Origin of the sequence: Microbacterium sp. MYb66 (genome assembly GCF_002979435.1) — a bacterium.
Lineage (GTDB): Bacteria > Actinomycetota > Actinomycetes > Actinomycetales > Microbacteriaceae > Microbacterium.
The window spans coordinates 18,621-43,754 of sequence record NZ_PCOV01000009.1 but is presented as its reverse complement, the minus strand read 5'-3'; the positions used below and the strand labels follow the sequence as shown (position 1 = coordinate 43,754).

The window sequence follows — 25,134 nt, the reverse complement described above, 5'->3', positions numbered from 1 at the left end:
GCTCGCTGGCGAGCAAGATGGAGGCGCCTGTCGCTCCCATCCGAATAGAAGGAGACGGATTCGTGTCCACGGTGAACAGCTTCGGTGCCAAGAGCACCCTGACAGTCGGCAGCACCGACTACGAGATCTTCCGCATCGACACGGTGCCCGGTTTCGAGAAGCTCCCCTTCAGTCTCAAGGTCCTCCTGGAGAACCTGCTTCGCACCGAGGACGGTGCGAACGTGACGAAGGCGCAGATCGAGGCTCTCGGTTCGTGGGATGCCGCGGCAGAGCCGAGCACCGAGATCCAGTTCACGCCGGCCCGTGTGGTCATGCAGGACTTCACCGGCGTTCCCTGCATCGTCGACCTCGCCACGATGCGCGAGGCCGTGACCGCCCTCGGCGGAGACGCGAACAAGATCAACCCGCTCTCGCCCGCCGAGATGGTCATCGACCACTCCGTCATCGCCGACCTGTTCGGTTCGGAGAACGCTCTCGAGCGCAACGTCGAGATCGAGTACGAGCGCAACGGTGAGCGCTACCAGTTCCTGCGCTGGGGCCAGACGGCGTTCAGCGACTTCAAGGTCGTCCCGCCCGGAACCGGCATCGTGCACCAGGTGAACATCGAGCACCTGGCCAAGGTCATCTACGACCGCGATGTGAACGGCGTGCTCCGCGCATACCCCGACACCTGTGTCGGCACCGACTCGCACACCACGATGGTCAACGGCCTGGGTGTGCTGGGCTGGGGCGTCGGCGGCATCGAGGCCGAAGCGGCCATGCTCGGCCAGCCCGTGTCGATGCTCATCCCGCGCGTCGTCGGCTTCAAGCTCTCGGGAGAGATCCCCGCCGGTGTCACCGCGACCGACGTCGTGCTCACCATCACCGATCTGCTGCGCAAGCACGGTGTCGTCGGCAAGTTCGTCGAGTTCTACGGTGAGGGCGTCGCCTCGGTGCCGCTCGCCAACCGTGCCACCATCGGCAACATGTCGCCGGAGTTCGGCTCGACCGCCGCGATCTTCCCGATCGACGACGTCACCCTCGAGTACCTGCGCCTCACCGGGCGCAGCGAAGAGGCCGTCGCGCTCGTCGAGGCTTACGCCAAGGAGCAGAAGCTCTGGCACGACGCGAGTGTCGAGCCGACCTTCAGCGAGTATCTCGAGCTCGACCTCGGCACCGTCGTCCCCTCGATCGCCGGTCCGAAGCGTCCGCAGGACCGCATCCTGCTCTCCGAGGCCAAGGCGCAGTTCGAGCAGGACATCCTCGGGTACACGTCCGCGTCCACCTCCGACGACATCGTCGACCTGGAGTCGAAGCATTCCTTCCCGGCCTCCGACCCCGGCTCGGTGCCCGGCGAGGAAGAGCCGACCACGCGCCCCGTGCACATCAACAGCGGTGCTCCCGCGAACGCCTCGAAGCCGGTTCCGGTCACGACGCCGTCGGGGGAGAAGTACATCCTCGACAACGGCGCCGTCACGCTCGCCGCCATCACCTCGTGCACCAACACGTCGAACCCGTCGGTGATGATCGCGGCAGGCCTCGTGGCCCGCAAGGCGCTCCAGAAGGGCCTGAAGCAGAAGCCGTGGGTCAAGACCACGCTCGGACCCGGCTCGAAGGTCGTCACCGACTACTACGAGAAGTCCGGCCTCGACAAGGATCTCGAGGGCCTCGGCTTCTACACCGTGGGCTACGGCTGCACGATCTGCATCGGCAACTCGGGTCCGCTGATCGAAGAGGTCTCGGAGGCGATCAACTCGCACGACCTCGCCGTCACGGCCGTCCTCTCGGGAAACCGCAACTTCGAGGGGCGCATCAGCCCCGACGTGAAGATGAACTACCTCGCCAGCCCGCCGTTGGTCATCGCCTACGCGCTGGCCGGGTCGATGCACTTCGACTTCGAGAACGACGCGCTCGGCAAGGGCACCGACGGCGAAGACGTCTTCCTGAAGGACATCTGGCCCACCCCGGCCGAGGTGCAGGAGCTCGTCGATTCCTCGATCTCGCGTGAGCAGTTCATCAAGCAGTACGCGACCGTCTTCGACGGAGATGAGCGCTGGCGCAGCCTGCCCACTCCGGATGACGCGATCTTCCAGTGGGACGAGCACTCCACCTACGTCCGCAAGGCGCCGTACTTCGACGGCATGACGATGGAGCTCACGCCGGTGAAGGACATCGAGGGTGCGCGCGTCATGGCGACGCTCGGCGACTCGGTGACCACCGACCACATCTCGCCCGCCGGAAACATCAAGGCCGGCACGCCTGCGGCCCAGTACCTCACGGAGCACGGCGTCGACCGCAAGGACTTCAACTCCTTCGGCTCGCGCCGCGGCAACCACGAGGTCATGATCCGCGGTACCTTCGCGAACATCCGTCTGAAGAACGCGATGGTCGCGGCCGTCAACGACGGACAGGTCGTCGAGGGTGGATTCACGCGTGACTTCACCCAGCCCGGTGGCCCGCAGTCGTACATCTACGACGCGAGCATGAACTACCAGGAGCAGGGCACGCCCCTCGTCATCTTCGGTGGCAAGGAGTACGGTTCCGGTTCTTCGCGTGACTGGGCGGCCAAGGGCACGAGCCTTCTGGGCGTCAAGGCGGTCATCACCGAGAGCTTCGAGCGCATCCACCGGTCGAACCTGATCGGCATGGGCGTCGTCCCGCTGCAGTTCCCCGCAGGCGAGAGCTGGGAGTCGCTGGGCCTCGACGGCACCGAGATCGTGTCGATCTCGGGCCTGGAAGAGCTCAACAACGGTGTCACGCCGAAGACGGTCAAGGTCACGGCCACTCCGAGCGAGAACTCGCCCGAGGGCAAGCAGCCGATCGAGTTCGACGCGGTCGTCCGCATCGACACACCCGGCGAGGCCGACTACTACCGCAACGGCGGCATCCTGCAGTACGTGCTGCGTTCGCTGGTCTGATCGCGCAGACGGAGGGGCTCGGGTCTTCGGATCCGAGCCCCTCCGTCGTGTCAAGGGGGCACCGGTTCACCGTGCTCCGAGACAGGGGCGGGGTAGGATCGAGGGGCGCCCGCACCGCCGTCGGGCGCTTCTGACGGAGCCTGTGAGGAGGTGCAGATGCCCATTCTTCCGAGCATCTCAGGACCCCGTGATCTGGACGCGCTGTCCACAGACCAGCTCGCCGAGCTCGCCGCGGAGATCCGCGCGTTCCTCGTCGAGAACGTCTCGCGAACCGGCGGGCACCTCGGCCCGAACCTCGGTGTGGTCGAGCTGACGATCGCCCTGCATCGGGTCTTCTCCTCGCCTGATGATCCGTTCATCTTCGACACCGGCCACCAGTCCTACGTGCACAAGCTGCTCACCGGCCGACAGGACTTCTCGGCCCTGCGCGTCCGCGGCGGCCTCGCCGGGTACCCTCAGCGCGGCGAGAGCGCCCATGACGTGGTGGAGTCCTCTCATGCGTCCAGTTCGCTGAGCTGGGCCGACGGCATCTCCCGGGCCCTCACCGCGACAGGGCGAGCCGACCGTCACGTGGTCGCCGTGGTCGGCGACGGCGCGCTCACCGGTGGCATGACGTGGGAGGCGTTGAACAACATCTCCGACGACAACGACCGCAACCTCGTGATCGTCGTCAACGACAACGGGCGGTCCTACGCGCCGACGATCGGCGGGATGTCGCGGTACCTGAACAGGGTGCGCACCGCCGCCGCGTACAAGGACCTCCACCAGCGTTCCGACCGCCTCTTCCGCGCGTTCGGTCCCGTCGGGCGTGCTGTGTTCCGCGGCGTCCGTGGCGGCACGCACGGCTTCCTGTCGCGGTTCACCAACAACGAGGCGCTGTACTCCAATCTCGACATCAAGTACCTCGGTCCGGTGGACGGGCACGATCTTCCTGCGCTCCTCGAGACGCTGGAACTCGCGAAGTCGTTCGGCGCACCGGTCATCGTGCACGCGATCACCGAGAAAGGCCGGGGATACCAGCCGGCGCGCGACGACGACGCCGACCAGTTCCATGCCGTCGGCCGCATCGATCCGACGACCGGCGAGACGCTGTCGTCCGGGGGGCGCGGCTGGACGGACGTCTTCTCCGATGCTCTCGTCTCGGTGGGTGAGCGCAGGGACGACGTCATCGCGATGACGGCCGCCATGCTGCGCCCGACAGGTCTGGCGCCGTTCGCCGAGCGGTTCCCCGACCGGGTGTATGACGTGGGGATCGCCGAGCAGCATGCGGTGGCGTCTGCCGCCGGACTGGCCTACGGGGGTCTGCACCCCGTCGTGGCGCTGTACGCCACCTTCATGGGGCGAGCTTTCGACCAGGTGCTGATGGACGTGGCCCTGCACCGCGCAGGGGTCACCTTCGTGCTCGACCGAGCGGGAGTGACCGGCCCCGACGGCCCCAGCCACCACGGGATGTGGGACCTCGCCATGCTGCAGATCGTGCCGCACATCCGCATCGCCGCGCCTCGTGATGGGGCGCGGCTCACCGAAGCCCTCGACGAGGCGGTCGCCGTGACCGATGCGCCGACCGTCATCCGCTTCCCGAAGGGCGAGGTGGCCGCGGATCTGCCCGCGATCGAACGCCTGAGCGATGGCGTCGACGTGCTCGCCCGCGGCGAATCCGAAGACGTGCTCATCGTCGCCATCGGCCCCTTCGCTGCTCTCGCGATCGACGTCGCCGACCGCCTCCGGGCTCAGGGGATCGGTGCCACCGTCATCGATCCGCGCTGGGCGATTCCGGTGCAGCCGTCGATCGTCGAACTCGCGGCTCATCATCGCCTCGTGATCACGCTCGAGGACGGCATCCGTGTCGGCGGCATCGGCACGCGCGTCCGTCAGGTCCTTCGTGAGGCCGGCATCGATACGGCGGTCGACGAGCTGGGCCTCCCCGACGAGTTCATCGATCACGCCTCCCGCGACCAGATCCTGGCCGATGCCGGGCTCACGGCACCGAAGATCGCACAGGACATCGTGTCGCAGGTGCTGGGGACGCGTATCCCGAAGGCTCGTCACGCGGGGGAGACCGGGACCATCGACCTTCCGCTGCACGAAAGGCGCTGACAAGTAGGAGCCGAGCTCGCGCCCGGCGTCAGTTCAGCGCGTGCAGTGCGGCGACGGCCTGCGCACCACGGTCGACCTCGCGGAGCGCGGTGGACAGCAGGTAACCGTCCGTGAGGGCATCGCCGGTCACCATGACGCGCACGAGCTCCACGCCGCAGGCCCGACGAACCTCTTCCGCGCTGGCCGCGAGGACCCGGGTGTTGACCTCGTCGTTGTGCGGCAGCTCGGCGCCGTCGAGCCCGCGGATCACATCTCTCAGAGCCGCGCCGACGATGTTCGACGCGCGCTCCTTGACGTTCACGACATCGAGCTCGAAGACGCGCAGATCTCGTCCGGTCGGTATGGGGCGCCACTCGAATGACGCATGTACCCGGTGCTGATGGCCGCTGGCCCCGCTCATCTCACGTGCAGGAAGATCGGTCGCTCGGCACCGCACGTCGATGAGCCGGTACCAGTAGAACAGTGGGAACGCACCGTGGGAACCCGGGTCCAGCACCACGACCTCGCCGACCGCGCCGCCCCTGGTGGTCGGGCGCCGCTGCGGACGATTGCGGATGATCGGCTTGCCGTTGCGCGTCCGGATCGCTGCCCAGCCCTCATCCACCGTCACGACGAAGAGCTTGAGGAGCGCAGGAAGGACCAGGAGCGTGGTGAGGATGGCCGTGCCGGTCTTCAGCAGCCCCGACATCCCCTTGCCGCCCAGCATCGTGAAGAGCATGTCCATGACACCACTGTGCAGTGTTCAGGCGGGATGCGACGCCGGCGGGGCGCTTCATCCGGGGGATTTCATCCGCTGTTCGCCGAGCGTTCCTCCGGGGGCCGCGCCATGGATACGGGGCAGGCCGGGACGCGGTCGGTCAGGAGGAGATGTCGGCGAGAGCGCGGGCGACGCTGCCGGCGACCATCGCACGACACCGCTCGCGATCGGCGTCCACGAGTCCGACGCGCGTGCGCCGGTCCAGGACGTCGTCGACGGTCATCGCGCCTTCGACGCGAACGGCGAACTCGATCTCCGCATCGGTCAGTCCGGTGCTCTCGTCGAGAAGGTCGCGGGATGCGGGAACAGCGCGATCCACGAGCCGCAACGAGCTCGTACGGCTCGGCGCTGCATCCAAACGGCGTGTCCGCAGCGCGATATCGACGGCGTCCTCAGCCATCCGGCGATACGTCGTCAGCTTTCCGCCGAGCACCGTGACGAAGCCCGCCTCGGATACCGTCACGAGATGTCTTCGCGACACATCGGCGGTGGCATCAGACCCGTTGTCGACGAGGGGACGCAGACCCGCGAAGGCTCCGCGGACCTGATGGCGCCTGATCGGCGCGGCAAGGACCCGGTTGAGTGTGGCGAGAAGGAAATCGATCTCGGGCTCGGTCGGCTGCGCGACGCTCGGCACCGGGCCGGGAGCGTCCTCGTCGGTGAGGCCCACGATCACACGGCCGTGCTGCTGCGGCAGTGCGAACACGTAGCGGCTGATCGATCCCGGGTGCGGGATCGTGAGCGCCGCGGTCGGCACCCCGAGATCAGCTGCGTCGAGCACGATGTGCGTACCGCGGCTGGGTCGGACGGTGATCGCCTCGTCGAGCGAGCCCGCCCAGACACCCGTCGCGTTGATCACGGTGCGGGCCTTGATCTCGAGACGCTCTCCCGTGACGGAATCCTCGGCGGTCGCACCGTCTGCCCGCAGCTCGACGGCACGGACGCGGGTCAGGATCCGCGCACCGAGACTCGCCGCGGTGCGGGCGACGGTGGCGACGAGACGCGCATCGTCTTCCAGCTGTCCGTCGAAGGACAGCATGCCGCCGTCCAGCCGCCGTCGGTCGAGGGCCGGTGCGAGAGCCAGGGCGGCACGAGCGGTCACGAACCGCGGCGCGGGCAGCGCCGAACGGGGAGTGCGCGCCCGGATCCGCAGCAGGTCACCCATGCCCATGCCGACGGCCCCCGCCGCGCGCTGACGCAGGGTCACCCCGGGGCTGAACGGGAGGAGTTGGCCGAGGGAGCGGATCAGGTGCGGTGCGATGGTCGTCATGAGCAGGTGTCGCTCCAGCGCGCTCTCCTTGGCGGTGGCGAAATCACCGGTCGCGAGATAGCGGAGGCCGCCGTGGACGAGTTTCGAGCTGAATCTGCTCGTCCCGAAGGCGAGGTCCTCTGCTTCGATCAGGGTGACGCTGAGGCCGCGTGACGCGGCGTCGAGAGCAGCGCCGACGCCCGTGATCCCACCGCCGATGACGAGCACGTCGACCGTGTCCTCGGCGGAGCGGGCCAGTTCGATCCTCCGTCGCGCGACGTTGAGCGCGGATGACTCGCGGGTCATGGCCGGAGCAGTCCGTCGAGTGCCGCGCGCAGTTCACGTTCCCATGCTGCCTCCGAGATGAGCTCGGCCACGGTGCCGTGAGAGAGCACGGCCGACTGCGCGATGAGCAGCAGCATCACGGCGATCTCGTCGGCTGGGCCTGGTCGGACGGAACCGTCCGTCTGCGCGGCGGCGATGGCGGTCGCGAGCCAGAGCAGGATCATCCGCTGGCTCGATCCCACGCGCTGCAGCGTGTAGCGGGTGAAGGCCTCCGGCTCGTCGGCGAGCAGGCGCGCGTAGAGCGGGTCGTTCCGGAACAACGACGTGAAGCGCAGCACATCGTCGACGAGAGCGGCGCGCGTGCGCGCGTGGGCGGGGAAGGTGCTCAGGATGCCGTCCACGCGGCGCAGGAGTGCTGCCCGGACGACGTCGTCCGCGTCGCTCCAGTTCCGATAGATGGTCGGACGGCTCAGGTCGGCGCGGCGGGCGAGCTCGGCGATGGTCACACCGTGGACGCCGCGACGCTCGATCAGAGCATCGGCGGCGTCGAGGATCCGTGCCTGCGTCGCGTCCCACCGAGGTTGACGTTCTTCCATGATGTGTCACACTGTAACGCATGGGCCAAGACAATGGCAGGGTCGATGAAGACCCGTCGATGAGATGGAACGGCTGGGGTGACCCGGCAAAAGCGAAGGATCTTCCGCTTGCGGTTCGCAGTCTGCTGCCGCTGCTCCTCGGACGCATCCGCAAGCCCGAGCCCTCCGTCGAGCTCTCCGCGGTGCGGGTGGCGGCGTCGGCACTGACCGACGCGGATCTCACGGCGTTCCGCGCCGCGGTGGGCCTGCAGAACGTCGATGACTCCGATCAGGCGCGGATCCGCCACGCCGGTGGACGGTCGACTCCGGATCTTCTCCGCCGACGACAGGCTGAGCAGGACGCGCCGGATGCGGTGATCCGTCCAGCCGATCATGATGAGGTCCGTGCCTGCCTCGAGGTGGCGGTGGCCCGTGGCGTGGCCGTCATTCCCTTCGGCGGCGGCACGAGCGTCGTGGGGGCACTGGACCCCGAGCGGGGCCGGCACCACGCGGTCGTGAGCCTCGATCTGCGGCGCCTCAGCGGTCTGATCCGCTTCGACGAGATCAGCGGAGAAGCGGTGCTCGCCGCCGGAACGACGGGGCCGGAGGCCGAGGCTCTGCTCGCGGCACACGGCTTCGAGCTCGGTCACTACCCGCAGAGCTTCCGCTACGCCACGGTCGGCGGTTTCGCTGCGGCCCGATCGTCAGGTCAGAACTCGGCGGGGAACGGGCGCTTCGACACCATGGTCACGGGCATCCGGGTGGCGACGCCGACCGGCGACATCGAGCTCGGACGATCGCCCGGTTCCGCTGCCGGCCCTGATCTGGTCAGAGTGTTCCTCGGCTCGGAGGGGATCTTCGGCGTGATCACCGAGGTGCGCGTTCGTGTGCACCCGATCCCGCGCGATCGTGTGTTCGAGTCCTGGTCCTTCCCCGACTTCGCCAGCGGAGCCGAGGCGCTGCGCCGTGTGGCCCAGCAAGGCGACGGTCCGACGGTCATCCGCCTATCCGATGAAGCGGAGACCGCGGTGAGCCTCGCCCAGGTCGGACGGATCGGCAAGGCGCTCGCGAAGGGCGCGAGCGTCGTCACCGTCTACGAGGGCGACGGAATCGTCGAGCGGCGGGCCCGAGCCAGCGCTCATCTCGTCGCCGCGGGCGGCATCTCCGCGGGTGAGGGTGCCGCGGAGGAGTGGTTGAAGGGTCGTTTCGACGGTCCTTACCTGCGGGACTCGCTGCTCGATGCCGGAGTCTTCTGCGAGACGCTGGAGACGGCGACGACCTGGTCGAACCTGCAGCCGCTGCGCGCAGCCGTGGAGCGCGCGCTCAAGGACGGGTTCGGCGACGCGGGCGCGAAGTCGTATGTCATGTGTCACGTGTCCCACATCTATCCGACCGGGGCCTCGCTGTACTTCACCGTGCTCGCCGGTGTCCGTGCCGATCCCCTCGGAGTCTGGGCGCCCGTCAAAGCGCGCGTGAACAACGCGATCATCGCCGCAGGCGGCACGATCAGCCATCACCACGCGGTCGGACGGGATCACGCGGCCTGGCTGGGAGAGGAGATCGGAGAGACCGGCATCCGCATCCTCGCCGCCATCAAGCGTGAGCTGGACCCCTCAGGCATCCTCAATCCCGGCGCTGTGATCCCCCTCGAGCGGACGCGCTGACATGGCCGAGCACATCGCCGTGCTCGCGAACCCCTTCTCCGGCAAGGGCCGCGGGGGGAGAGCAGCCGAAGAGGCCGTCCTGCACCTCCGCGCACGCGGGACAGACGTGCGTACCTACGCGGGCGGCTCCGCGGCGGACACCGCGCGACTCGCGGTCGCCGCCCTCGCGGACGAGCCGCGCGCGCTGGTCGTGGTCGGTGGCGACGGAACGCTGTCCGGGGTGCTCGACACGGTGTGTGCGGCATCCGTGCCCGTGGTCCTGGTCGCTGCGGGCACCGGGAACGACCTCGCCCGTGCCCTCGGCCTGCCCCGCGGGGATGCGGCAGCCGCCGCGGAACTCGCGCTCACCGGCGTGCCGCACGCGATCGATGTCGGTCAGGTCCGCACTGCGGATGGCATCCGGAAGTTCCTCACGATCGCGGCGCTCGGGTTCGATGCGAAGGTGAGTGACCGCACCAACCGCCTCCGCTGGCCCCACGGAGCGCCGCGGTACTACCTCGCGCTGCTCATCGAACTCGTACGCCTGCGTCCCATGACCTTCAGGCTCGCCGTCGACGACGGGGCCGCCGTGAGCGCTCCGGGCACGCTGATCGCCGTGGGCAGCACGTCGAGCTACGGTGGCGGCATGCCGATCTGCGCAGGAGCACTCCCCGATGACGGGCTGCTCGATGTCGTGCACGTCGCCCCGCTCGGCCGCTTGCGACTGCTGCGGCTGTTCCCGCTCCTGCTGCGCGGAACCCATCTGACGCGCCCGGAGGTCGGTCATCGGCGCGCGCGCACGGTGACGGTCTCCGCTCCGGGGCTCGTCGTGTACGCGGACGGCGAGCGGATCGGGGAAGACGAGTGCACGGTCTCCGTGCTTCCCTCCGCGCTCACGATGATGGTGCCGGGGGAGAGTGATGAGTGAGTTCGACGAGGATGTCGTGATCGTCGGTTCCGGCTTCGGCGGCTCCGTCGCTGCGCTGCGGCTGGCCGAGAAGGGCTATCGGGTGCGTGTCTACGAGGCCGGCCGCCGCTTCGAAGACGAGGACTTCGCCAAGACCAGCTGGAACGTCCGACGCTATCTGTGGGCGCCTGCGCTCGGATGCCACGGCGTGCAGCGCATCCACCGGCTGCCCCACGTGATGATCCTCGCCGGAGCCGGCGTCGGAGGTGGCTCGCTCAACTACGCGAACACGCTCTACCGGCCCGGGATCACGTTCTTCCAGGACCCGCAGTGGCGGGACATCGCCGAGTGGGAGTCCGAGCTGTCACCGCACTACGCCACCGCGAAGCGGATGCTCGGCGTCGTGGAGCACTATCCGCACACCGGACCGGTCGAGCGGATCATGGCGGGCGCGGCGGAGGATCTCGGGGTCGGCGCCACCTTCCGCCACGCCCCGGTCGGAGTGTGGTTCGGCAAGCCGGGGGAGCGCACACCCGATCCGTACTTCGGCGGCGAAGGCCCTAACCGCACGGGGTGCACGCTGTGCGGCAACTGCATGGTCGGATGCCGCGTCGGCGCGAAGAACACCCTCATGAAGAACTATCTCGCCCTGGCGGAGCGACGCGGCGTGGCCATCGAGCCGTTGCGCACGGTGAGCGAGGTGCGGGAACTCCCCGGCGGCGGTTTCGCGGTGACGACGCACCGCAGCGGCTCCTGGTTCCGGCACACGCGCCGGACCGTCACCGCCGGCCAGGTCGTGCTCGCCGCCGGCACCTGGGGAACCCAGCAGCTCTTGCACCGGATGAAGGCATCCGGGTCGCTGCCGCGAGTCTCGGATGCCGTCGGCCGCCTCACACGCACCAATTCCGAGGCGCTCGACGGGGCCGTCGCCACGAAGGTCCCGGAAGCCCTGGAGCTCGCGCGAGGCGTCGCGATCACCACCTCGTTCCATGTCGACGAGCGGACCCATGTCGAGAACGTCCGCTACGGCCCGGGATCGAATCTGATGGGGGCCCTCGCGACCGTGCTGGTTCCCGGTGATCGTCGCCTGGGCGCACGACTGGGCAGCGTCGTCGCGCAGGTGCTCCGTTCGCCGGTGCGGCAGTTCCGGCTCGGCACTCTCCGTCGGTGGAGCGAGAGAGGCATCATCGCTCTGGTGATGCAGACAGCGGACAACTCGCTCACGCTGTCGCTGCGTCGACGATTCGGCCGCCTCGTGATGACCAGCGCTCAGGGACACGGCGAGCCGAATCCGAGCCATCTGCCGCAGGCCCACACGGCTGCCGCAGCGATCGCGGCCCGGACTCAGCGGGAGGGCGGAGTGCCGACGGAGGCGCGCGGATCCTGGCCGGAGGTCTTCGGCATCCCACTCACGGCGCACTTCCTCGGCGGTGCGGTGATCTCCGCAACGCGCGAGAAGGGCGTCGTCGATCCCTATCACCGGGTCTGGGGCCATCCCGGGCTGCACGTCGTCGACGGGTCGGCGGTGCCCGCCAATCCGGGGGTGAATCCCTCGCTCACGATCACCGCGCTGGCGGAACGGGCTCTCTCGTACTGGCCGAAGTCCGGAGAGCCGGACGCGAGACCGCCTCAGGCATAGACGAAGGGGCCGCATCGGTCGATGCGGCCCCTCGTGTTCTCGCCTTCGATCAGCGGTTTTCGACGCCGCGGATCTGCGGGGTGTGGAACGAGCCGCCGAACGCCCGCTCCGACGCACCCTCGCGGTCGAGGTACGGTGATGCTCCGCCGTCGATGAACGGCCAGCCCGCGCCCAGGATCAGGCACAGGTCGATGTCCTCGACCTCCGGGACGACGCCCTCGTCGAGCATCAGCTTGATCTCGGTGGCCAGGCCGTCCTGCACGCGCTGGAGGATCGTCGCCGCCGACGCGGGGGTCTTACCGACCGCGCCCTTGAGGACTTTCTCCGCCTGCTTGCTCCACCCGACGACACGACCGCCCTTGTCCTTCTCGACGACCGCGTCGAGTTCGGCGAGTGCGTGGAAGTTCTCGTTGGCGTAGAACCGATCGGGGAAGGCGTGCACCATGGTGTCCTGCACGTGCGCGGCGACCTTCCAGCCGACCAGGTCGATCAGCTGGAACGGGCCCATCGGCAGGCCGAGAGGACCGAAGGCCTTCTCGACGTCGGCGATCGGAGTTCCCTCGTAGACGGCGCGGGCGGCCTCTCCCATCACCTTGGCGAGCAGCCGGTTCACGACGAATCCGGGCGCGTCGGCGGTGAGCACCGCGTTCTTGCCCAGGTTCTTCGCGACGACGAATGCGGTCGACAGCGCGGCGTCCGCGGTCGTCGGCGTCTTCACGATCTCGATCAGCGGCATCACCGCGACGGGGTTGAAGAAGTGGAATCCGACGAGGCGTTCGGGGTGTGCGAGCTTCGCGCCGATCTCCTCGACCGACAGCGACGAGGTGTTCGTCGCGAGGATCGCGTCCTCGGCGATGATCTTCTCGATCTCACCGAAGACCTGCTGCTTGACGCCGACCTCTTCGAACACGGCCTCGATCACGAAGTCGCAGTCCGCGTACAGGCTCTTGTCGGTCGTGCCGGTGACGAGCGCGCGCAGCTTGTTCGCCGAGTCGGAGTCGAGACGACCCTTGGCCTCGAGCTTGCCGATCTCCTCGTGGATGTAGGCGACGCCCTTGTCGACGCGCGCCTGGTCGAGGTCGGTGATGAGCACGGGCACCTGGAGCTTGCGCACGAAGAGCAGCGCGAACTGGCTCGCCATGAGGCCTGCGCCGATGATGCCGACCTTGGTCACCTTCTTCGCCAGCTCCTTGTCGGGGGCGCCGACGGGACGCTTCGCGCGTTTCTGCACCAGGTCGAACGCGTACATCGACGCGGCGAACTGGTCGCCCGTGACGAGCTCGGCCAATGCCTCGTCCTCGCGGGCGAAGCCCTCGGCCTTCGTACCGCTCTTCGCCTTGTCGAGAAGCTCGAGCGCGGCGTACGGCGACTTGGGCACGGTACCGATCTTCGACTCGAGCATGGCGCGCGCCATCTTGATGGCGATCGGCCACTTGGTGAGGCGCTCGATCTTGCCCGGCTCGTTCTTGCGCTCGACCTTCTTGCCGCCGAGGACCGCGTCTGCCCATGCCAGCGAGTTCTCGAGATAGTTCGCCGCCGGGAAGATGGCGTCGACGACGCCGAGGTCGAAGGCCTGCTGCGGCTTCAGCATCCGGTTCTGCTTGAGCGGGTTCGAGATGACGACCTCCAGGGCGTTCTCGATGCCGATCAGGTTCGGCAGCAGATAGGCGCCACCCCAGCCCGGAATGATGCCCAGGAAGACCTCGGGCAGGGCGATGGCCGCCGCCGACGCGTCGACCGTGCGGTACGTCGAGTTCAGTGCGATCTCGAGACCGCCGCCCAGCGCGAGGCCGTTCACGAACGCGAACGACGGAACGCCGAGCTCACTGAACTTCCCGAGGACCTTGTGGCCGAGCTGCGCGATCAGACGCGCGTTGTCACGAGATCCGACCTTGCTGATGTCGGAGAGGTCGGCGCCGGCGGCGAGGATGTACTGCTTTCCCGTGATGCCGACCGCCTGGATCTCGCCGGCTGCGGCTCGTGCCCTGAGTCCGTCGAGCGTCTCGCCCAGCTCCGTGAGGGTCGCGGGTCCGAGCGTGTTCGGACGCGTGTGGTCACGACCGTTGTCCAGGGTGATCAGGGCGAGTACCTTGCCGGACGCGAGACGGATGTCGCGCACGGGGGAGTGCGTGATGACCTCGCCCTCCGTGAGCGCCTGAATCGGGGAGAAGTCGATGTCGTCGTAGTTCGTCACAGGGGCGCTCACTTCTTCTTCTTGCCGTCGTAGTGCGGGTTCTCCCAGATGACCGAGCCGCCCTGGCCGAGGCCGACGCACATGGCTGTCAGACCGTAGCGGACATCGGGGCGCTCGGCGAACTGTGCCGCGAGCTGGATCATCAGACGCACGCCGGATGCCGCGAGCGGGTGTCCGAGTGCGATCGCTCCACCCCACTGGTTGACGCGGGGGTCGTCGTCAGCGATGCCGAAGTGGTCGAGCAGCGAGATCACCTGGATCGCGAACGCCTCATTGAGCTCGAACAGCCCGATGTCGGCGATCGTGAGGCCGGCCTTCTGGAGGGCCTTCTCGGTCGAGGGAATCGGACCGATGCCCATGATTTCCGGCTGCACGCCCGCGAACGCGAACGAAACCATGCGCATCTTCGGGGCGAGGCCGAACTCCTTCACGGCACCGCCGCCGGCGAGGAGCGACATGGTCGCTCCGTCGGTCAGCGGGGAGGAGGTGCCGGCCGTGACGCGTCCGTGCGGGCGGAACGGCGTCTTCAGCGCGGCGAGGTCCTCCATCGTGGTCTGCGGGCGGCGACCCTCGTCCTCGGTGGCGAGACCCCACGCGCCGTCAGCGCTCTTGGTCGCCACCGGCACCAGATCGGGCTGGATCTTGCCGGCATCGTAGGCGGCCTGCACCTTGTGCTGGCTCAGCATGCCGAAGCGGTCGGAGCGCTCCTTGGTGAGGTGCGGGAAGCGGTCGAAGATGCGCTCGGCCGTGACGCCCATGTTGAGCGCCCCGGGATCGACCATCTTCTCGGCCACGAAGCGGGGATTCGGGTCGGCGTTGCCGCCGATCGGGTGGTGTCCCATGTGCTCGACGCCGCCGGCGATCGCGAAGTCGTACATGCCGACACCGATCGATGCGCCCATGGTCGTGACGCTGGTCATCGCACCGGCGCACATGCGCTCGACAGCGAGTCCGGGGACCGTCTGAGGGAGCCCGGCGAGAATCGCCACGGAGCGGCCGAGGGTGAGGCCCTGGTCTCCGGTCTGGCTTGTCGCTGCGATCGCGACATCGTCGATGCGGTCGGCCGGCACGGCCGCGTTCCGCTCCATGAGGCCGATGGTCGCCTTCACGGCGAGGTCATCTGCGCGGGTGTTCCAGTACATGCCCTTTTCGCCGGCGCGCCCGAAGGGGGTGCGCACTCCATCGACGAAGAAGACGTCCGAGATCTCGGCCACTCTGCCTCCAAGTTTGTGCGTAGGCCTCAGTCTATGAAGCCTCCGAAACGGGGAGGAATCGGTTGGATCGAACCTACGAAGCGGGTGCGGGCGTGGTGTCGGGCGATTGCGCGGCTTCTACAAAGGCGGCGGCGATCTTCTGTGCAGTCTGTGCAATCTGCCAGGGCCGCGCGCCCAGCTCTGCGAGCGCGGCGGCGATGTCCTCGGCTGTCTCGCCCGGCACGTCCCAGGCGACCCTGCGCAGGTACTCCGGGGTGAGGAGGTTCTCGGTCGGCATCCCCAGCTCTTCCGCCACTGCTTCGACGACGGGGCGAGCGGCCTTGAGGCGCGCATCCGCCTCGGGGTTGCGGTCGGCCCACGCCCGGGGCGGAGGCAGGGTGTCGCTGGGAACTCGCTCGCGGGGCAGCTCCTCGGAGGCGCGGCCGTCGACGATAGCCTGCCACCAGCGGTCGAGCTGCGTGCGGCTGGCGCGGCCCTGGAACTCCTTGATGCCGGCCAGTGCCTGCTTCGACGACGGATTCGCCATCACCGCGGCCACCAGTGAACGGTCGGGGACGAGCCGACCGGGAGAGGTGTCCTGGTCCTGTGCGTATGCCTCGCGGGCCTGCCAGAGGGAACGTGCGACGGCGAGGTTTCGTGCTCCGCGCACCTGGTGGAGTCCGCTGAGTCGACGCCAGGGGTCTTCGCGCGGCGGCTTCGGCGCGCGGGCGAGAGTGGCGGCGAACTCCTCGGCGGCGAACTCCGTCTTGCCCTGCTCCTCCAGCTCGAGGACGAGGGCGTCTCGCACATCGACCAGGTGCAGAACGTCGAGGGCGGCGTAGTCGAGCCAGGAATCGGGAAGCGGCCGCGTCGACCAGTCGGCCGCGGAATGCTCCTTCTTGAGCGTGATGCCCAGCGTGTCCTCGACGACCGCCCCGAGTCCGACGCGCTCATGTCCGAGGAGACGGGATGCGAGCTCGGTGTCGAAGATCACGGGGGGTTCGAGGCCCAGCTCGCGCAACGACGGCAGGTCCTGGCTCGCGGCATGGAGCACCCACTCGACGTCGCCGATGGCGGCCTGCAACGGCGCGAAGTCTCCGACAGCCGGAGGATCGAAGAGGAAGACGCCCGCGCCGCGCCGGAAGACCTGCACCAGATAGGCGCGCTGCGAGTAGCGGAAGCCGGACGCGCGCTCCACGTCCACGGCGACCGGCCCGGTGCCGGCGGTGAGCGCGGTGCATGCCGCGCGGAACTCCTCGACGTCGGAGATCACGGAGTATTCAGTCACGTACAGCCTTTCGCGCGCCGATCACGGCGATGCCCTCGGAGCCGGGCGGAAGTCCCGCCAGCATTCCGACCAGCTCGGCCCATGCTTCGACGTGCGGTCGGAACGGGCCCTCCGGAGTCCAGGACGCCCGCAATTCTATCTGTGCTCCGTCTCCTTCGACGGCGAGACCGCCGAATCCCTTCGACAGTGTCTTCGTCGAAGTGCCCGAGGCCGCGTGATAGACGGCGTCTCGGGAGTCCAGGGCATCGACGAGCCACGACCACGTCACATCGGCCAGGAGGGGGTCGGTGCCGATCTCGGTCTCGAGAGGTGCCTGGGCGAAGATCACGATGCGCCAGGATCCACCCCACGCGCCCGGCTCATCGGGGTCATGCAGCAGGACGAACCGACCGGTGCCGTACACCGACTCGCCGTCGCCCTCCGGACGCACGTCGGCGGCGAGGGCGATCGCGAAGGGGGCGAGCCCTTGCGGCGTGGTGATCTCGCGCACCGCGATGTCATCGCGGAACGCGGTCTCGCGCAGTTCGGCCACGGCGCTCTCGAAAGGGGTCCCGACCTCGGGGTGTGCGGTCACGGCAACAGGCTAGAGTCAGGAAGCGATGAAGAGACTCAGGCACGCCGTTACGCTCCTTGTCCCTGCCCTCTTCGCGTTCGGGGCAGCGCTTGCTCTCGTCGTGTTCGCCGTCGCCCGTCGGGTGGTGACGCCCATGCGCCGCACGACGGACACCGAGATCCTCGCCGTGGACACCGGCGCCCAGACCATCGAGCTGAAGCGCTCACTCGACACGGAGCTGCCGGGTCGTTACGGCCTGTTCACGACCGGGACCTACGGGTACGTCAAGCTCGGCGCGGTCCTCAGCGCGGACGCGACGAGCGTGCGCCGCAAGCTCCTCACCCAGATCGAGCCCGGTGCCCGGGTGGATCGGGCTGCCGCGTTCAGCGGCTACTACTACTCCTCGCCGAGCGAGCTGCATCTGCGCTGGGAGAACGTGCTGATCGGCTCTCCCGCCGGACCGTGCCCCGCCTGGTATTTCCCGGCATCGTCCTCGACCTGGGTGATCCAGGTGCACGGCCGCGGCGCGACACGCGCCGAATGCCTGCGGGCCGTTCCCGTGCTGCACGCCGCCGGCCTGCCCACTCTGGTCGTCTCGTACCGCAACGACGGAGAAGCTCCGCGCACCAGGGCAGGCGCCTACGCGCTCGGAGCCTCGGAATGGCGCGACGTCGATGCGGCGATCGCCTACGCGCTCCGCCACGGTGCGGACCGCGTGATCCTGATGGGGTGGTCGATGGGTGGCGCGGTGTCGCTGCAGGCTGCGGTCACCTCCGGGCATCGCGACCGCATCGCGGGGATCATCCTCGAGTCCCCGGTCGTCGACTGGCGGACGGTGCTGCGCTTCCAGGCGAAGCTGGCCGGGGTCCGCCCGCCGCTCCCCGGTCTCGCCATGGGTGCTCTCCAGATGCCCCTCACCGCGCGGCTCAGCGGTGCGGACGAGCCGATCCCGTTCGATCGTCTGGACATGGTCGCCCGCGCCGACGAGCTGACTGCGCCGATCCTCATCCTGCACAGCGACGACGACGGCTTCGTGCCGGCGGACTCCTCGCACGCGCTGGAGGAGGCGCGGCCTGATCTCGTGACCATGCCGCGGTTCACGGTGGCACGGCACACGAAGCTGTGGAACTACGACCAGACCGGCTGGACCACGGCGATCACCGATTGGCTGGATGCGCAGGGCTTCAGCGCTTCTGCCTGACCTGGTTCTTCGCCCGCATCAGCATCCCCGTCATGCCTCCGATGCGCAACGGCGACACGGCCTTGGTGAGGCCGATCGTCTGCGGGTAGTCGTTCGGGATCGCGAGCACCTCGTCGGCGCTGAGCCCGCTGATGCCCTGCACCAGGATGCTCGCGAAGCCGCGAGTCGTCGGAGCCTCCGGCGGGGCGCTGGCGTGCATCGTCACCACGTCGTCGTTCACCTCGACGTGGATGTAGACGGGGGACTGGCACTCGGCGACGCGCTCGTACATCTCGGGGTGCGCGGCGACCTCGTCGGAGACATCCGGCAGTTCGTCCGAGTACTCGAGCAGGAGCAGCAGGCGATCGGCCTCCGGGGTCTCCAGGAAGCCGTCGCGGATCTCGGCCAGTGCGTCAGGAACTTCGCTCGTGCTCATCCCTGTCATTGTCACATGTTCAGAGCGAACCAGGCTCGGCCCCGGTCACGATCGGCACGCGTACGGCGCTTCCCCATTCGGTCCACGAACCGTCGTAGTTGCGGACGTTCTCGAAGCCGAGCAGGTGCTTGAGCACGAACCACGTGTGGCTGGAGCGCTCACCGATGCGGCAGTAAGCGACGACGTCGTCACCGTCCTTCAGTCCGGCCCCGTCGCGGTAGATCGCGTCGAGCTCGGCGCGGCTGCGGAAGCCGCCGTCCTCGGCGACCGCCTTCGCCCACGGCACACTCTGCGCCGTCGGGATGTGCCCGGCGCGCAGCGCCCCCTCCTCGGGGTAGGCCGGCGCCGTGGTGCGCTCACCGCTGTACTCCTCGGGCGAGCGGACATCGATCAGCGGGCTGCCGATGTGGGCGAGCACATCCTCCTTGTAGGCGCGGATCTGGGAGTCGTCGCGCTCGACGATCGGGTACTCCGTCGCCGGGCGGTTCGCCGGCTCGCGGGTGAGTTCGCGGCCCTCGGCGATCCAGCGATCGCGTCCGCCGTCGAGCAGGCGGACGTCTTCGTGACCGAAGAGCGAGAACACCCAGAGGGCATAGGCGGCCCACCAGTTGTTCTTGTCGCCGTAGATGACCACGGTGTCCGAGCGTTCGATGCCCTTGCGGCCGAGCAGTTCGGCGAAGCCCTCGCCGTCGACGTAGTCACGCACCACCGGGTCGTTGAGCTCGGTGTGCCAGTCGACCTTCACGGCTCCGGGGATGTGTCCGGTCTCGTAGAGGAGGACGTCCTCGTCCGATTCGACGACCACGAGCCCGGGCGCACCCAGTCGTTCCGCGAGCCACTCCGTCGTCACCAGGCGACCGGGCTCGGCGTACTCGGCGAACTTGGGGGAGGAGGAGTCGAACTCGATGGCCATGGGATCTCCGAAGCGTTGAGCGGGCGAGGGGCGGGTGCGGACGGCGTAGTGTTGATCCGTCCCTTCGACGATAGATCCCCGCCGAGCACCCTGCGCCCGATTCGTAAGACTTCGACACAGGCCAGCACCTGATTCAGGACCGTGATGACCGACACGACCAGCCGCACGGGAATCGTGCACCTCACCGAGCGTCAGCCGACCGTCAGCGGACCCGAGATGCTGGCGAGCCTGGTGCCGCCGCCGCAGTTCGACACGGCCACCTTCGACAGCTATCGCGCCGATCCCGCGTATCCCTCCCAGGAAGAGGCGAAGGAGACACTCCTTCGCTTCGCCGGACGGGGAGCCCCCGTCAAGCGCGGCGGCTTCTTCAGCCGGGCGAAGAAGGAGCCGGAGCTCAAGCCGGGCGTGTACCTGGACGGCGGCTTCGGTGTGGGCAAGACGCACCTGCTCGCATCGATCTATCACGCGATGCCCGCTCGCAGGAAGTACTTCGGCTCGTTCATCGAGTACACCGCGCTCGTCGGCGCGCTCGGCTACAAGAACACGGTCGACCTGCTCAAAGGTGCGGACCTGCTCTGCATCGACGAGTTCGAGCTCGACGATCCGGGCGACACCATGGTGATGACCCGACTCCTGGGCGAGCTCGTGCCGACCGGAACCCGACTCGCCGCCACGTCCAACACGCCGCCGAACGCGCTCGGCGAGGGGCGCTTCGCCGCACAGGACTTCCTGCGGGAGATCCACGCGATGTCGGACAGCTTCCAGACACTGCGCATCGACGGGGTCGACTTCCGCCAGCGTGCGATCGACGGGCACGCGGTGGTCCTCGACGACGACGCCTACGCCGCGGCATCCGAATCCGCGGGATCGGAGGGAGCATTCTCCGATGACCGGTTCGACGATCTGATCCGGCACCTCGCTCAGGTCCACCCCTCGCGCTACATCCGCCTCATCGACGGCGTGGACGGCGTGGGCCTGCGCGACGTGCGTCAGCTCACCGATCAGTCGGAGGCGCTGCGCTTCGTCGCCTTCGTCGACCGGGTGTACGACGCGCAGATCCCGATCCTCGCGACCGGCCTCGGTCTCGACTCCGTCTTCTCCGATGAGATGCTCGCCGGCGGGTACCGCAAGAAGTACCTGCGCGCCATCTCCCGACTCAACGCGCTGACACATTCTGCGTAAGCCCGCAGATCGGCGTAACGCGATGTTCACAGGCGGAGCCGCGCTGTAACCGCGAGGAAACAAACCTCACGCATTGACGAAACCGCAGGTCGTCACACTGAAGCTCTCAATTACTTCGGATGTGAGGTTTTCCTATGGATGCTCCCGGCAACATCTCGTGGGCGATCACCGCGACAGCGCTGGTTCTGCTCATGACGCCCGGCGTCGCCTTCTTCTATGGCGGGCTCGTCAAGGCGAAGAGCGTCGTCAGCATGATGATGATGAGCTTCGGCTCGATCGGCCTTGTCGCCGTGCTGTGGATTCTCTTCGGCTTCTCGATGAGCGCCGTCGACAGCCCGACCGCCTTCGCCGGCAACCCCTTCGCCGACTTCGGGCTCTCGAGCCTGGCCTCGGGTGAAGGATCGAACGTGGCGCTCCTCGGTGTCGCCTATGGTGCGACCTTCGCGATCATCACGGTCGCGCTGATCTCCGGAGCCATCGCCGACCGCGCGAAGTTCGGCAGCTGGCTGATCTTCGCCGGCATCTTCGCCACGGTCGGCTACTTCCCGGTCGCCGCCTGGGTCTGGGGAGGCGGCTGGATCATGAACCTCGGTACCACGCTCTTCGGCGAGGACAGCGGCATCGGCGTGATCGACTACGCCGGTGGAACCGCGGTGCACATCAACGCCGGCGCGGCCGCTCTGGCGCTGGCTCTGGTCCTCGGCAAGCGCATCGGCTTCCAGAAGGGCATCCTGAAGCCGCACAACGTGCCGCTGACGCTGCTCGGCGCCGCGCTGCTGTGGTTCGGCTGGTTCGGCTTCAACGCCGGCGCGGAGTGGCTCGCGGAGGACATGGGTGGAGTCGGCCTGATCGGTCTGAACACCCTCGGTGCGACGGCTGCGGCCATCCTCGGCTGGATCCTGGTCGAGAAGATCAAGGACGGCAAGCCCACCTCGGTCGGCGCGGCATCCGGTGCGGTCGCGGGTCTCGTCGCGATCACCCCTGCATGCGCCAACCTGACGCCGGGCTGGGCGCTGCTGCTCGGTGCCCTCGCCGGTGTCGTCTGCGCTCTCGCGATCGAGCTGAAGTTCCGTCTCGGGTTCGACGACTCACTCGACGTGGTCGGCATCCACCTCGTCGGTGGACTCATCGGAACGCTGTACCTCGGCTTCTTCGCGACCGAGACCGGCCTGTTCGTCGGTGGCGACGCCCGTCAGCTCGCCGTCCAGGTGATCGCCGCCCTCGGCGTCCTGATCTACTCCTTCGTGGTCGCGTTCATCATCGGCTTCGCGATCGAGAAGACGATCGGCTTCCGCGTGACGAACGAGGATGAGATCGCCGGTGTCGACCAGGTCGTGCACGGCGAGGAGGGGTACGCACTCGCGGACGCGTGATCTGCGGTTAGGGTGACCGTGTGAGCAAGACCAACGGCATCCTGGCAACACTCGCGGAGATCCTGCTCAAGGTGGTGGGATCCGGCCGGGCGTCTCGGAGTTCAGCTCCGAGGCGCCCGGATGCGCGTCTGCGGCCTTCGCCGGACGCGTCGGGATCCGCGGCTTCGGAGGAGGCACGAGGGCGTCAGCACGGCACCGCGACGGTCCGGATCGACCCCGACGGCATCCGAGACCTGCGGGTCGGGTACGCCCCGGACCGCGACGGCGCTCCGGATGCCGGGGAGGTCGTGTGGACCTGGGTCCCGTACGAGGAGAACGACGGACGCGGCAAAGACCGCCCGGTCCTCGTCATCGGCCGCGAGTCCCCAGATCGCGTGTTCGCGGTGCGGATGACCAGCAAGGCTCATGACGGCGATCGCGACTACCTCTCCATCGGCAGTGGCGACTGGGATTCGCAGGGGCGTGAGTCCTGGGTCGACGTCGAACAGCTCTACAGTGTCCACGAGCGAGGGCTGCGGCGTGAGGCGGCCGCGCTCGATCGCGGTCGCTACGACCGCGTCGCGCTCGCCCTCAGGCGGCGCTACGGGTGGTCGTCCGAGGGGTGAGGGCGGGGAAGGCCTGGAGGACCATGTCGACCAGCTCGGCCAGCGGCCGAGTCAGCGGATCGGTCGCCGGCAACCCGGTCTCGAGCTCGATGTCGTCGATCGAGGTGGCGAGCTGATCGTTCGAGAGGTTCTCGTGGTTGACGGTGACCCCGATCACGCGGGTGTCGGCGAACGCCTCGATCAGAGCGATCTCGCTGGCGACGGTCGGCATCGCGACCATCGGGAAGTCGCCGAGGACCTTGCGTCCGGGGGCGTGCTGGACGATGACGCCGGCGGGCTGGCTGCCGCGGAGGATGTGAGCGGACGTGATGTAAGCCGGATGGCTGAGCGCGCCCTGGCCCTCGACGATGATCACGTCCGGGTCTTCGCCCTCGAATGCGGCGACGACCTGGTTCTCGACCTCTCCGGAGCAGAACTGCGGGACGAGGGCGTCGAGCGCGACGCCGTAGCGACCGCCCTGGATGATCGTGGTCTGGCCTGTGCCGACCATCACCGCGTGGACTCCGCGCTCGTTCAGCGCGCGCACCAGGATCGTGGCCGTGGTGCGCTTGCCGATCGCGCCGTCGGTGCCGAGGATCGTGATGCGGGGGCAGGTCACGTCGAAGATGCGCCCCGAGAACAGGTGCAGGTCCTTCTTGTCGCGGGGGCGACGGATGTCGGTGATGGTGACCTGGGCGAGCAGCGCGGCGGCCACGAACTCGGCATCGTCCGTGAGGAACTCGTGCAGGCCGTTGATGATGTGCATCCCGCGCGCGATGCCGTCGAGCAGCACGGTGCGCTGATCCGCGGAGAGCAGTCCGTCGGCGGGAGCCACACCACAGATCAGGTAGTCCGGTACGTGCCCGGCGTGAGCGATCGCCGTGTGGAGACCGTCGAGGATCGGGATGCCGTTCGGGAGCCCGTCCAGCAGCATCCCGGCATCCGCGCCCGCATGGGTGGAGTCGATGACGCTGAGGATCTCGTATTTCTCGGAATGGCGCACGAGTCCGTTCGCGGTCTTCCCGTCCTGCTCGCCGAACTGGCCTTCGCAGTAGACGATCGCCGTCGTACCGGTCGGCAGCGCGATGGGGGCCGCCCACGCGTGTGCAGGGTCGGTGAAAGAGGGAACTGACGGGGTGGGCATGACGCTCCTCGGGCTCACACAGAGGAGGCGACGGAGAACGAAATGACCGATGAGGCCCGTTGGTCGACGAGAAGTCTTCCCTGATGTCGGCAAGCTGCCGACCTGCCCACCGTAGCAGTGCTGGCTGGGACCGGGCCGCGAGTCCTCCCGCGGCCCGGTCCGGAGCAGGTCAGGTGCTCTGGAACGTGAGCACTCGGTCGATGTCGACGTCCGGCTTCTTCTCACCGGCCAGGACCTCGAAGTCCAGATGGTTCTGGCTCGGGGGGAGCGGGCAGGTGACGAAGTTCGTGAAGGCGCAGGGGAGCGCGGTCAGGTAGTTGAAGTCGATGTGGTCGATCCGTTCGCCGGATTCATCGGCGAACTGCAGTTCCACCACGCGTCCGGCGCCGTAGGTCGTCTTCCCACTGGTCAGGTCGCGGATGTGCGCGACGGGTTGCACGCCGGAGGCCGCGTCCTTCCCGATCAGCGCGAGTTCATAGCTGCGGCCGTCGTATTCGAAGGAGAGCGTTCCGATGCGGGCCGTGGTCTCGCGGACCCCGGTCTCGACGGTGATCTGCTCGACGTCTTCGCGAAGGGCGGGGGTGAAGTGGGCGGGGACCCGCCAGGACGGGTCGTATTCGTACGCGGCGAGGCCGGAGAAGTCCTTGCGGGCAGACTCGCGCGGATCCCGGACCCGCACGGCGAAGATGCGGTCGCCGTCGTCGGTGGTGCGCGGGATGGTCTCGACCTCGCTCACCCCGAAATAGACGGGCACGCTGCGTCCGTGCCCGTACGTCTGATTGCGTCCCGGGACGATCTCGACAGGGCCGGTGGGGTGCTCCCCGTCGACGACGAGGTTCGGACCCTCGGCCGGCGGCGTGAAGACGACTTTCCCGTCAGCGACGCCCCACGTGCCGGGCAGCCCCTCCAGCACGAGGCCGTCGTCACCGTCGCGAAGCCAGTGCTGGGCGACGAGCGCCGTCCATCCGTAGGGACGCGTGAGCTCCGCCACGCGGGCGTGACGCCATTCCCGCCATTGACCTTCCAGGTGTTCCTTCGCGGGCAT

The 25,134-nt window shown here is 68.3% G+C and carries 20 protein-coding genes; 9 read left to right on the top strand and 11 right to left on the bottom strand.

Annotated elements, in window-relative coordinates:
* Nucleotides 1-62: 62 nt before the first annotated feature.
* Both CQ045_RS15760 and dxs read left to right on the top strand, forming a co-directional pair.
* Nucleotides 63-2,897, top strand: coding sequence for an aconitate hydratase (locus CQ045_RS15760; protein ID WP_105725412.1), 2,835 nt, complete (start codon nucleotides 63-65; stop codon nucleotides 2,895-2,897).
* Nucleotides 2,898-3,053: 156 nt separating this feature from the next.
* Nucleotides 3,054-4,994, top strand: a complete 1,941-nt coding sequence (dxs, locus tag CQ045_RS15755; protein ID WP_105725410.1) for a 1-deoxy-D-xylulose-5-phosphate synthase — start codon at nucleotides 3,054-3,056, stop codon at nucleotides 4,992-4,994.
* 28 nt (nucleotides 4,995-5,022) lie between these two features.
* Here dxs and CQ045_RS15750 read toward each other — a convergent pair whose 3' ends face one another.
* From CQ045_RS15750 to CQ045_RS15740, 3 genes are all read right to left on the bottom strand, one after another.
* Complete coding sequence (locus tag CQ045_RS15750; protein ID WP_258131099.1) at nucleotides 5,023-5,718, bottom strand: SPFH domain-containing protein; 696 nt, start codon at nucleotides 5,716-5,718, stop codon at nucleotides 5,023-5,025.
* 133 nt (nucleotides 5,719-5,851) lie between these two features.
* A complete protein-coding gene (locus tag CQ045_RS15745; RefSeq protein ID WP_105725405.1) occupies nucleotides 5,852-7,306 on the bottom strand; it encodes a glycerol-3-phosphate dehydrogenase/oxidase in 1,455 nt (484 codons plus the stop codon).
* Nucleotides 7,303-7,881 carry a TetR/AcrR family transcriptional regulator gene (locus CQ045_RS15740; protein WP_105725403.1) on the bottom strand — a complete coding sequence of 193 codons (579 nt, stop codon included), beginning with the start codon at nucleotides 7,879-7,881 and terminating at the stop codon, nucleotides 7,303-7,305. The genes CQ045_RS15745 and CQ045_RS15740 overlap by 4 nt, the downstream gene beginning before the upstream one ends.
* A gap of 20 nt (nucleotides 7,882-7,901) precedes the next feature.
* Here CQ045_RS15740 and CQ045_RS15735 point away from each other — a divergent pair, with 20 nt between their 5' ends.
* Genes CQ045_RS15735 through CQ045_RS15725 form a run of 3 tightly spaced genes read left to right on the top strand, consistent with a single transcriptional unit; the run spans nucleotide 7,902 to nucleotide 12,049 of the window.
* On the top strand, nucleotides 7,902-9,524 hold the full coding sequence (locus CQ045_RS15735) for an FAD-binding oxidoreductase (protein ID WP_258131098.1): 1,623 nt from the start codon (nucleotides 7,902-7,904) through the stop codon (nucleotides 9,522-9,524).
* A 1-nt stretch (nucleotide 9,525) separates the two neighbouring features.
* Complete coding sequence (locus CQ045_RS15730; RefSeq protein WP_105725399.1) at nucleotides 9,526-10,431, top strand: YegS/Rv2252/BmrU family lipid kinase; 906 nt, start codon at nucleotides 9,526-9,528, stop codon at nucleotides 10,429-10,431.
* Nucleotides 10,424-12,049, top strand: coding sequence for a GMC oxidoreductase (locus CQ045_RS15725; protein WP_105725397.1), 1,626 nt, complete (start codon nucleotides 10,424-10,426; stop codon nucleotides 12,047-12,049). Before CQ045_RS15730 ends, CQ045_RS15725 begins: the two co-directional genes overlap by 8 nt.
* A 49-nt stretch (nucleotides 12,050-12,098) precedes the next feature.
* On the opposite strand, the gene CQ045_RS15720 is transcribed toward CQ045_RS15725, so the two are convergent.
* The 4 genes from CQ045_RS15720 to CQ045_RS15705 all read right to left on the bottom strand — a co-directional run bounded on the left by CQ045_RS15720 (nucleotide 12,099) and on the right by CQ045_RS15705 (nucleotide 17,298).
* Nucleotides 12,099-14,243, bottom strand: coding sequence for a 3-hydroxyacyl-CoA dehydrogenase NAD-binding domain-containing protein (locus tag CQ045_RS15720; RefSeq protein ID WP_105725395.1), 2,145 nt, complete (start codon nucleotides 14,241-14,243; stop codon nucleotides 12,099-12,101).
* A gap of 8 nt (nucleotides 14,244-14,251) precedes the next feature.
* Nucleotides 14,252-15,457: a thiolase family protein gene (locus CQ045_RS15715; RefSeq protein ID WP_105725394.1), complete on the bottom strand. Its 1,206-nt coding sequence runs from the start codon at nucleotides 15,455-15,457 to the stop codon at nucleotides 14,252-14,254.
* Between the two features lie 73 nt (nucleotides 15,458-15,530).
* On the bottom strand, nucleotides 15,531-16,724 hold the full coding sequence (locus tag CQ045_RS15710; protein ID WP_105725391.1) for an HRDC domain-containing protein: 1,194 nt from the start codon (nucleotides 16,722-16,724) through the stop codon (nucleotides 15,531-15,533).
* A complete protein-coding gene (locus CQ045_RS15705) occupies nucleotides 16,717-17,298 on the bottom strand; it encodes a DUF3000 domain-containing protein (RefSeq protein ID WP_105725389.1) in 582 nt (193 codons plus the stop codon). Before CQ045_RS15705 ends, CQ045_RS15710 begins: the two co-directional genes overlap by 8 nt.
* Nucleotides 17,299-17,323: 25 nt before the next feature.
* Here CQ045_RS15705 and CQ045_RS15700 point away from each other — a divergent pair, with 25 nt between their 5' ends.
* Entirely contained in the window at nucleotides 17,324-18,478 is a 1,155-nt protein-coding gene (locus CQ045_RS15700; RefSeq protein WP_105725387.1) for a S9 family peptidase, read from the top strand.
* Here the strand turns inward: CQ045_RS15700 and CQ045_RS15695 are convergent.
* Nucleotides 18,462-18,893, bottom strand: a complete 432-nt coding sequence (locus CQ045_RS15695; RefSeq protein ID WP_181156604.1) for a SufE family protein — start codon at nucleotides 18,891-18,893, stop codon at nucleotides 18,462-18,464. The two genes, CQ045_RS15700 and CQ045_RS15695, sit on opposite strands and share 17 nt — an antisense overlap.
* 19 nt (nucleotides 18,894-18,912) lie before the next feature.
* Nucleotides 18,913-19,806, bottom strand: a complete 894-nt coding sequence (locus tag CQ045_RS15690) for a sulfurtransferase (protein WP_105725383.1) — start codon at nucleotides 19,804-19,806, stop codon at nucleotides 18,913-18,915.
* 144 nt (nucleotides 19,807-19,950) lie between these two features.
* On the opposite strand from CQ045_RS15690, the gene zapE reads away from it, so the two are divergent.
* From zapE to CQ045_RS15675, 3 genes are all read left to right on the top strand, one after another.
* Complete coding sequence (gene zapE / locus CQ045_RS15685) at nucleotides 19,951-20,988, top strand: cell division protein ZapE (protein WP_105725381.1); 1,038 nt, start codon at nucleotides 19,951-19,953, stop codon at nucleotides 20,986-20,988.
* 134 nt (nucleotides 20,989-21,122) lie between these two features.
* A complete protein-coding gene (locus CQ045_RS15680; RefSeq protein ID WP_105725379.1) occupies nucleotides 21,123-22,361 on the top strand; it encodes an ammonium transporter in 1,239 nt (412 codons plus the stop codon).
* 20 nt (nucleotides 22,362-22,381) lie between these two features.
* Nucleotides 22,382-22,966, top strand: a complete 585-nt coding sequence (locus tag CQ045_RS15675; RefSeq protein WP_181156603.1) for a type II toxin-antitoxin system PemK/MazF family toxin — start codon at nucleotides 22,382-22,384, stop codon at nucleotides 22,964-22,966.
* On the opposite strand, the gene CQ045_RS15670 is transcribed toward CQ045_RS15675, so the two are convergent.
* Nucleotides 22,932-24,089 carry a DUF1611 domain-containing protein gene (locus CQ045_RS15670; RefSeq protein WP_181156602.1) on the bottom strand — a complete coding sequence of 386 codons (1,158 nt, stop codon included), beginning with the start codon at nucleotides 24,087-24,089 and terminating at the stop codon, nucleotides 22,932-22,934. The genes CQ045_RS15675 and CQ045_RS15670 overlap by 35 nt on opposite strands.
* A 169-nt stretch (nucleotides 24,090-24,258) precedes the next feature.
* Nucleotides 24,259-25,134 carry a DUF1684 domain-containing protein gene (locus CQ045_RS15665; protein ID WP_105725377.1) on the bottom strand — a complete coding sequence of 292 codons (876 nt, stop codon included), beginning with the start codon at nucleotides 25,132-25,134 and terminating at the stop codon, nucleotides 24,259-24,261.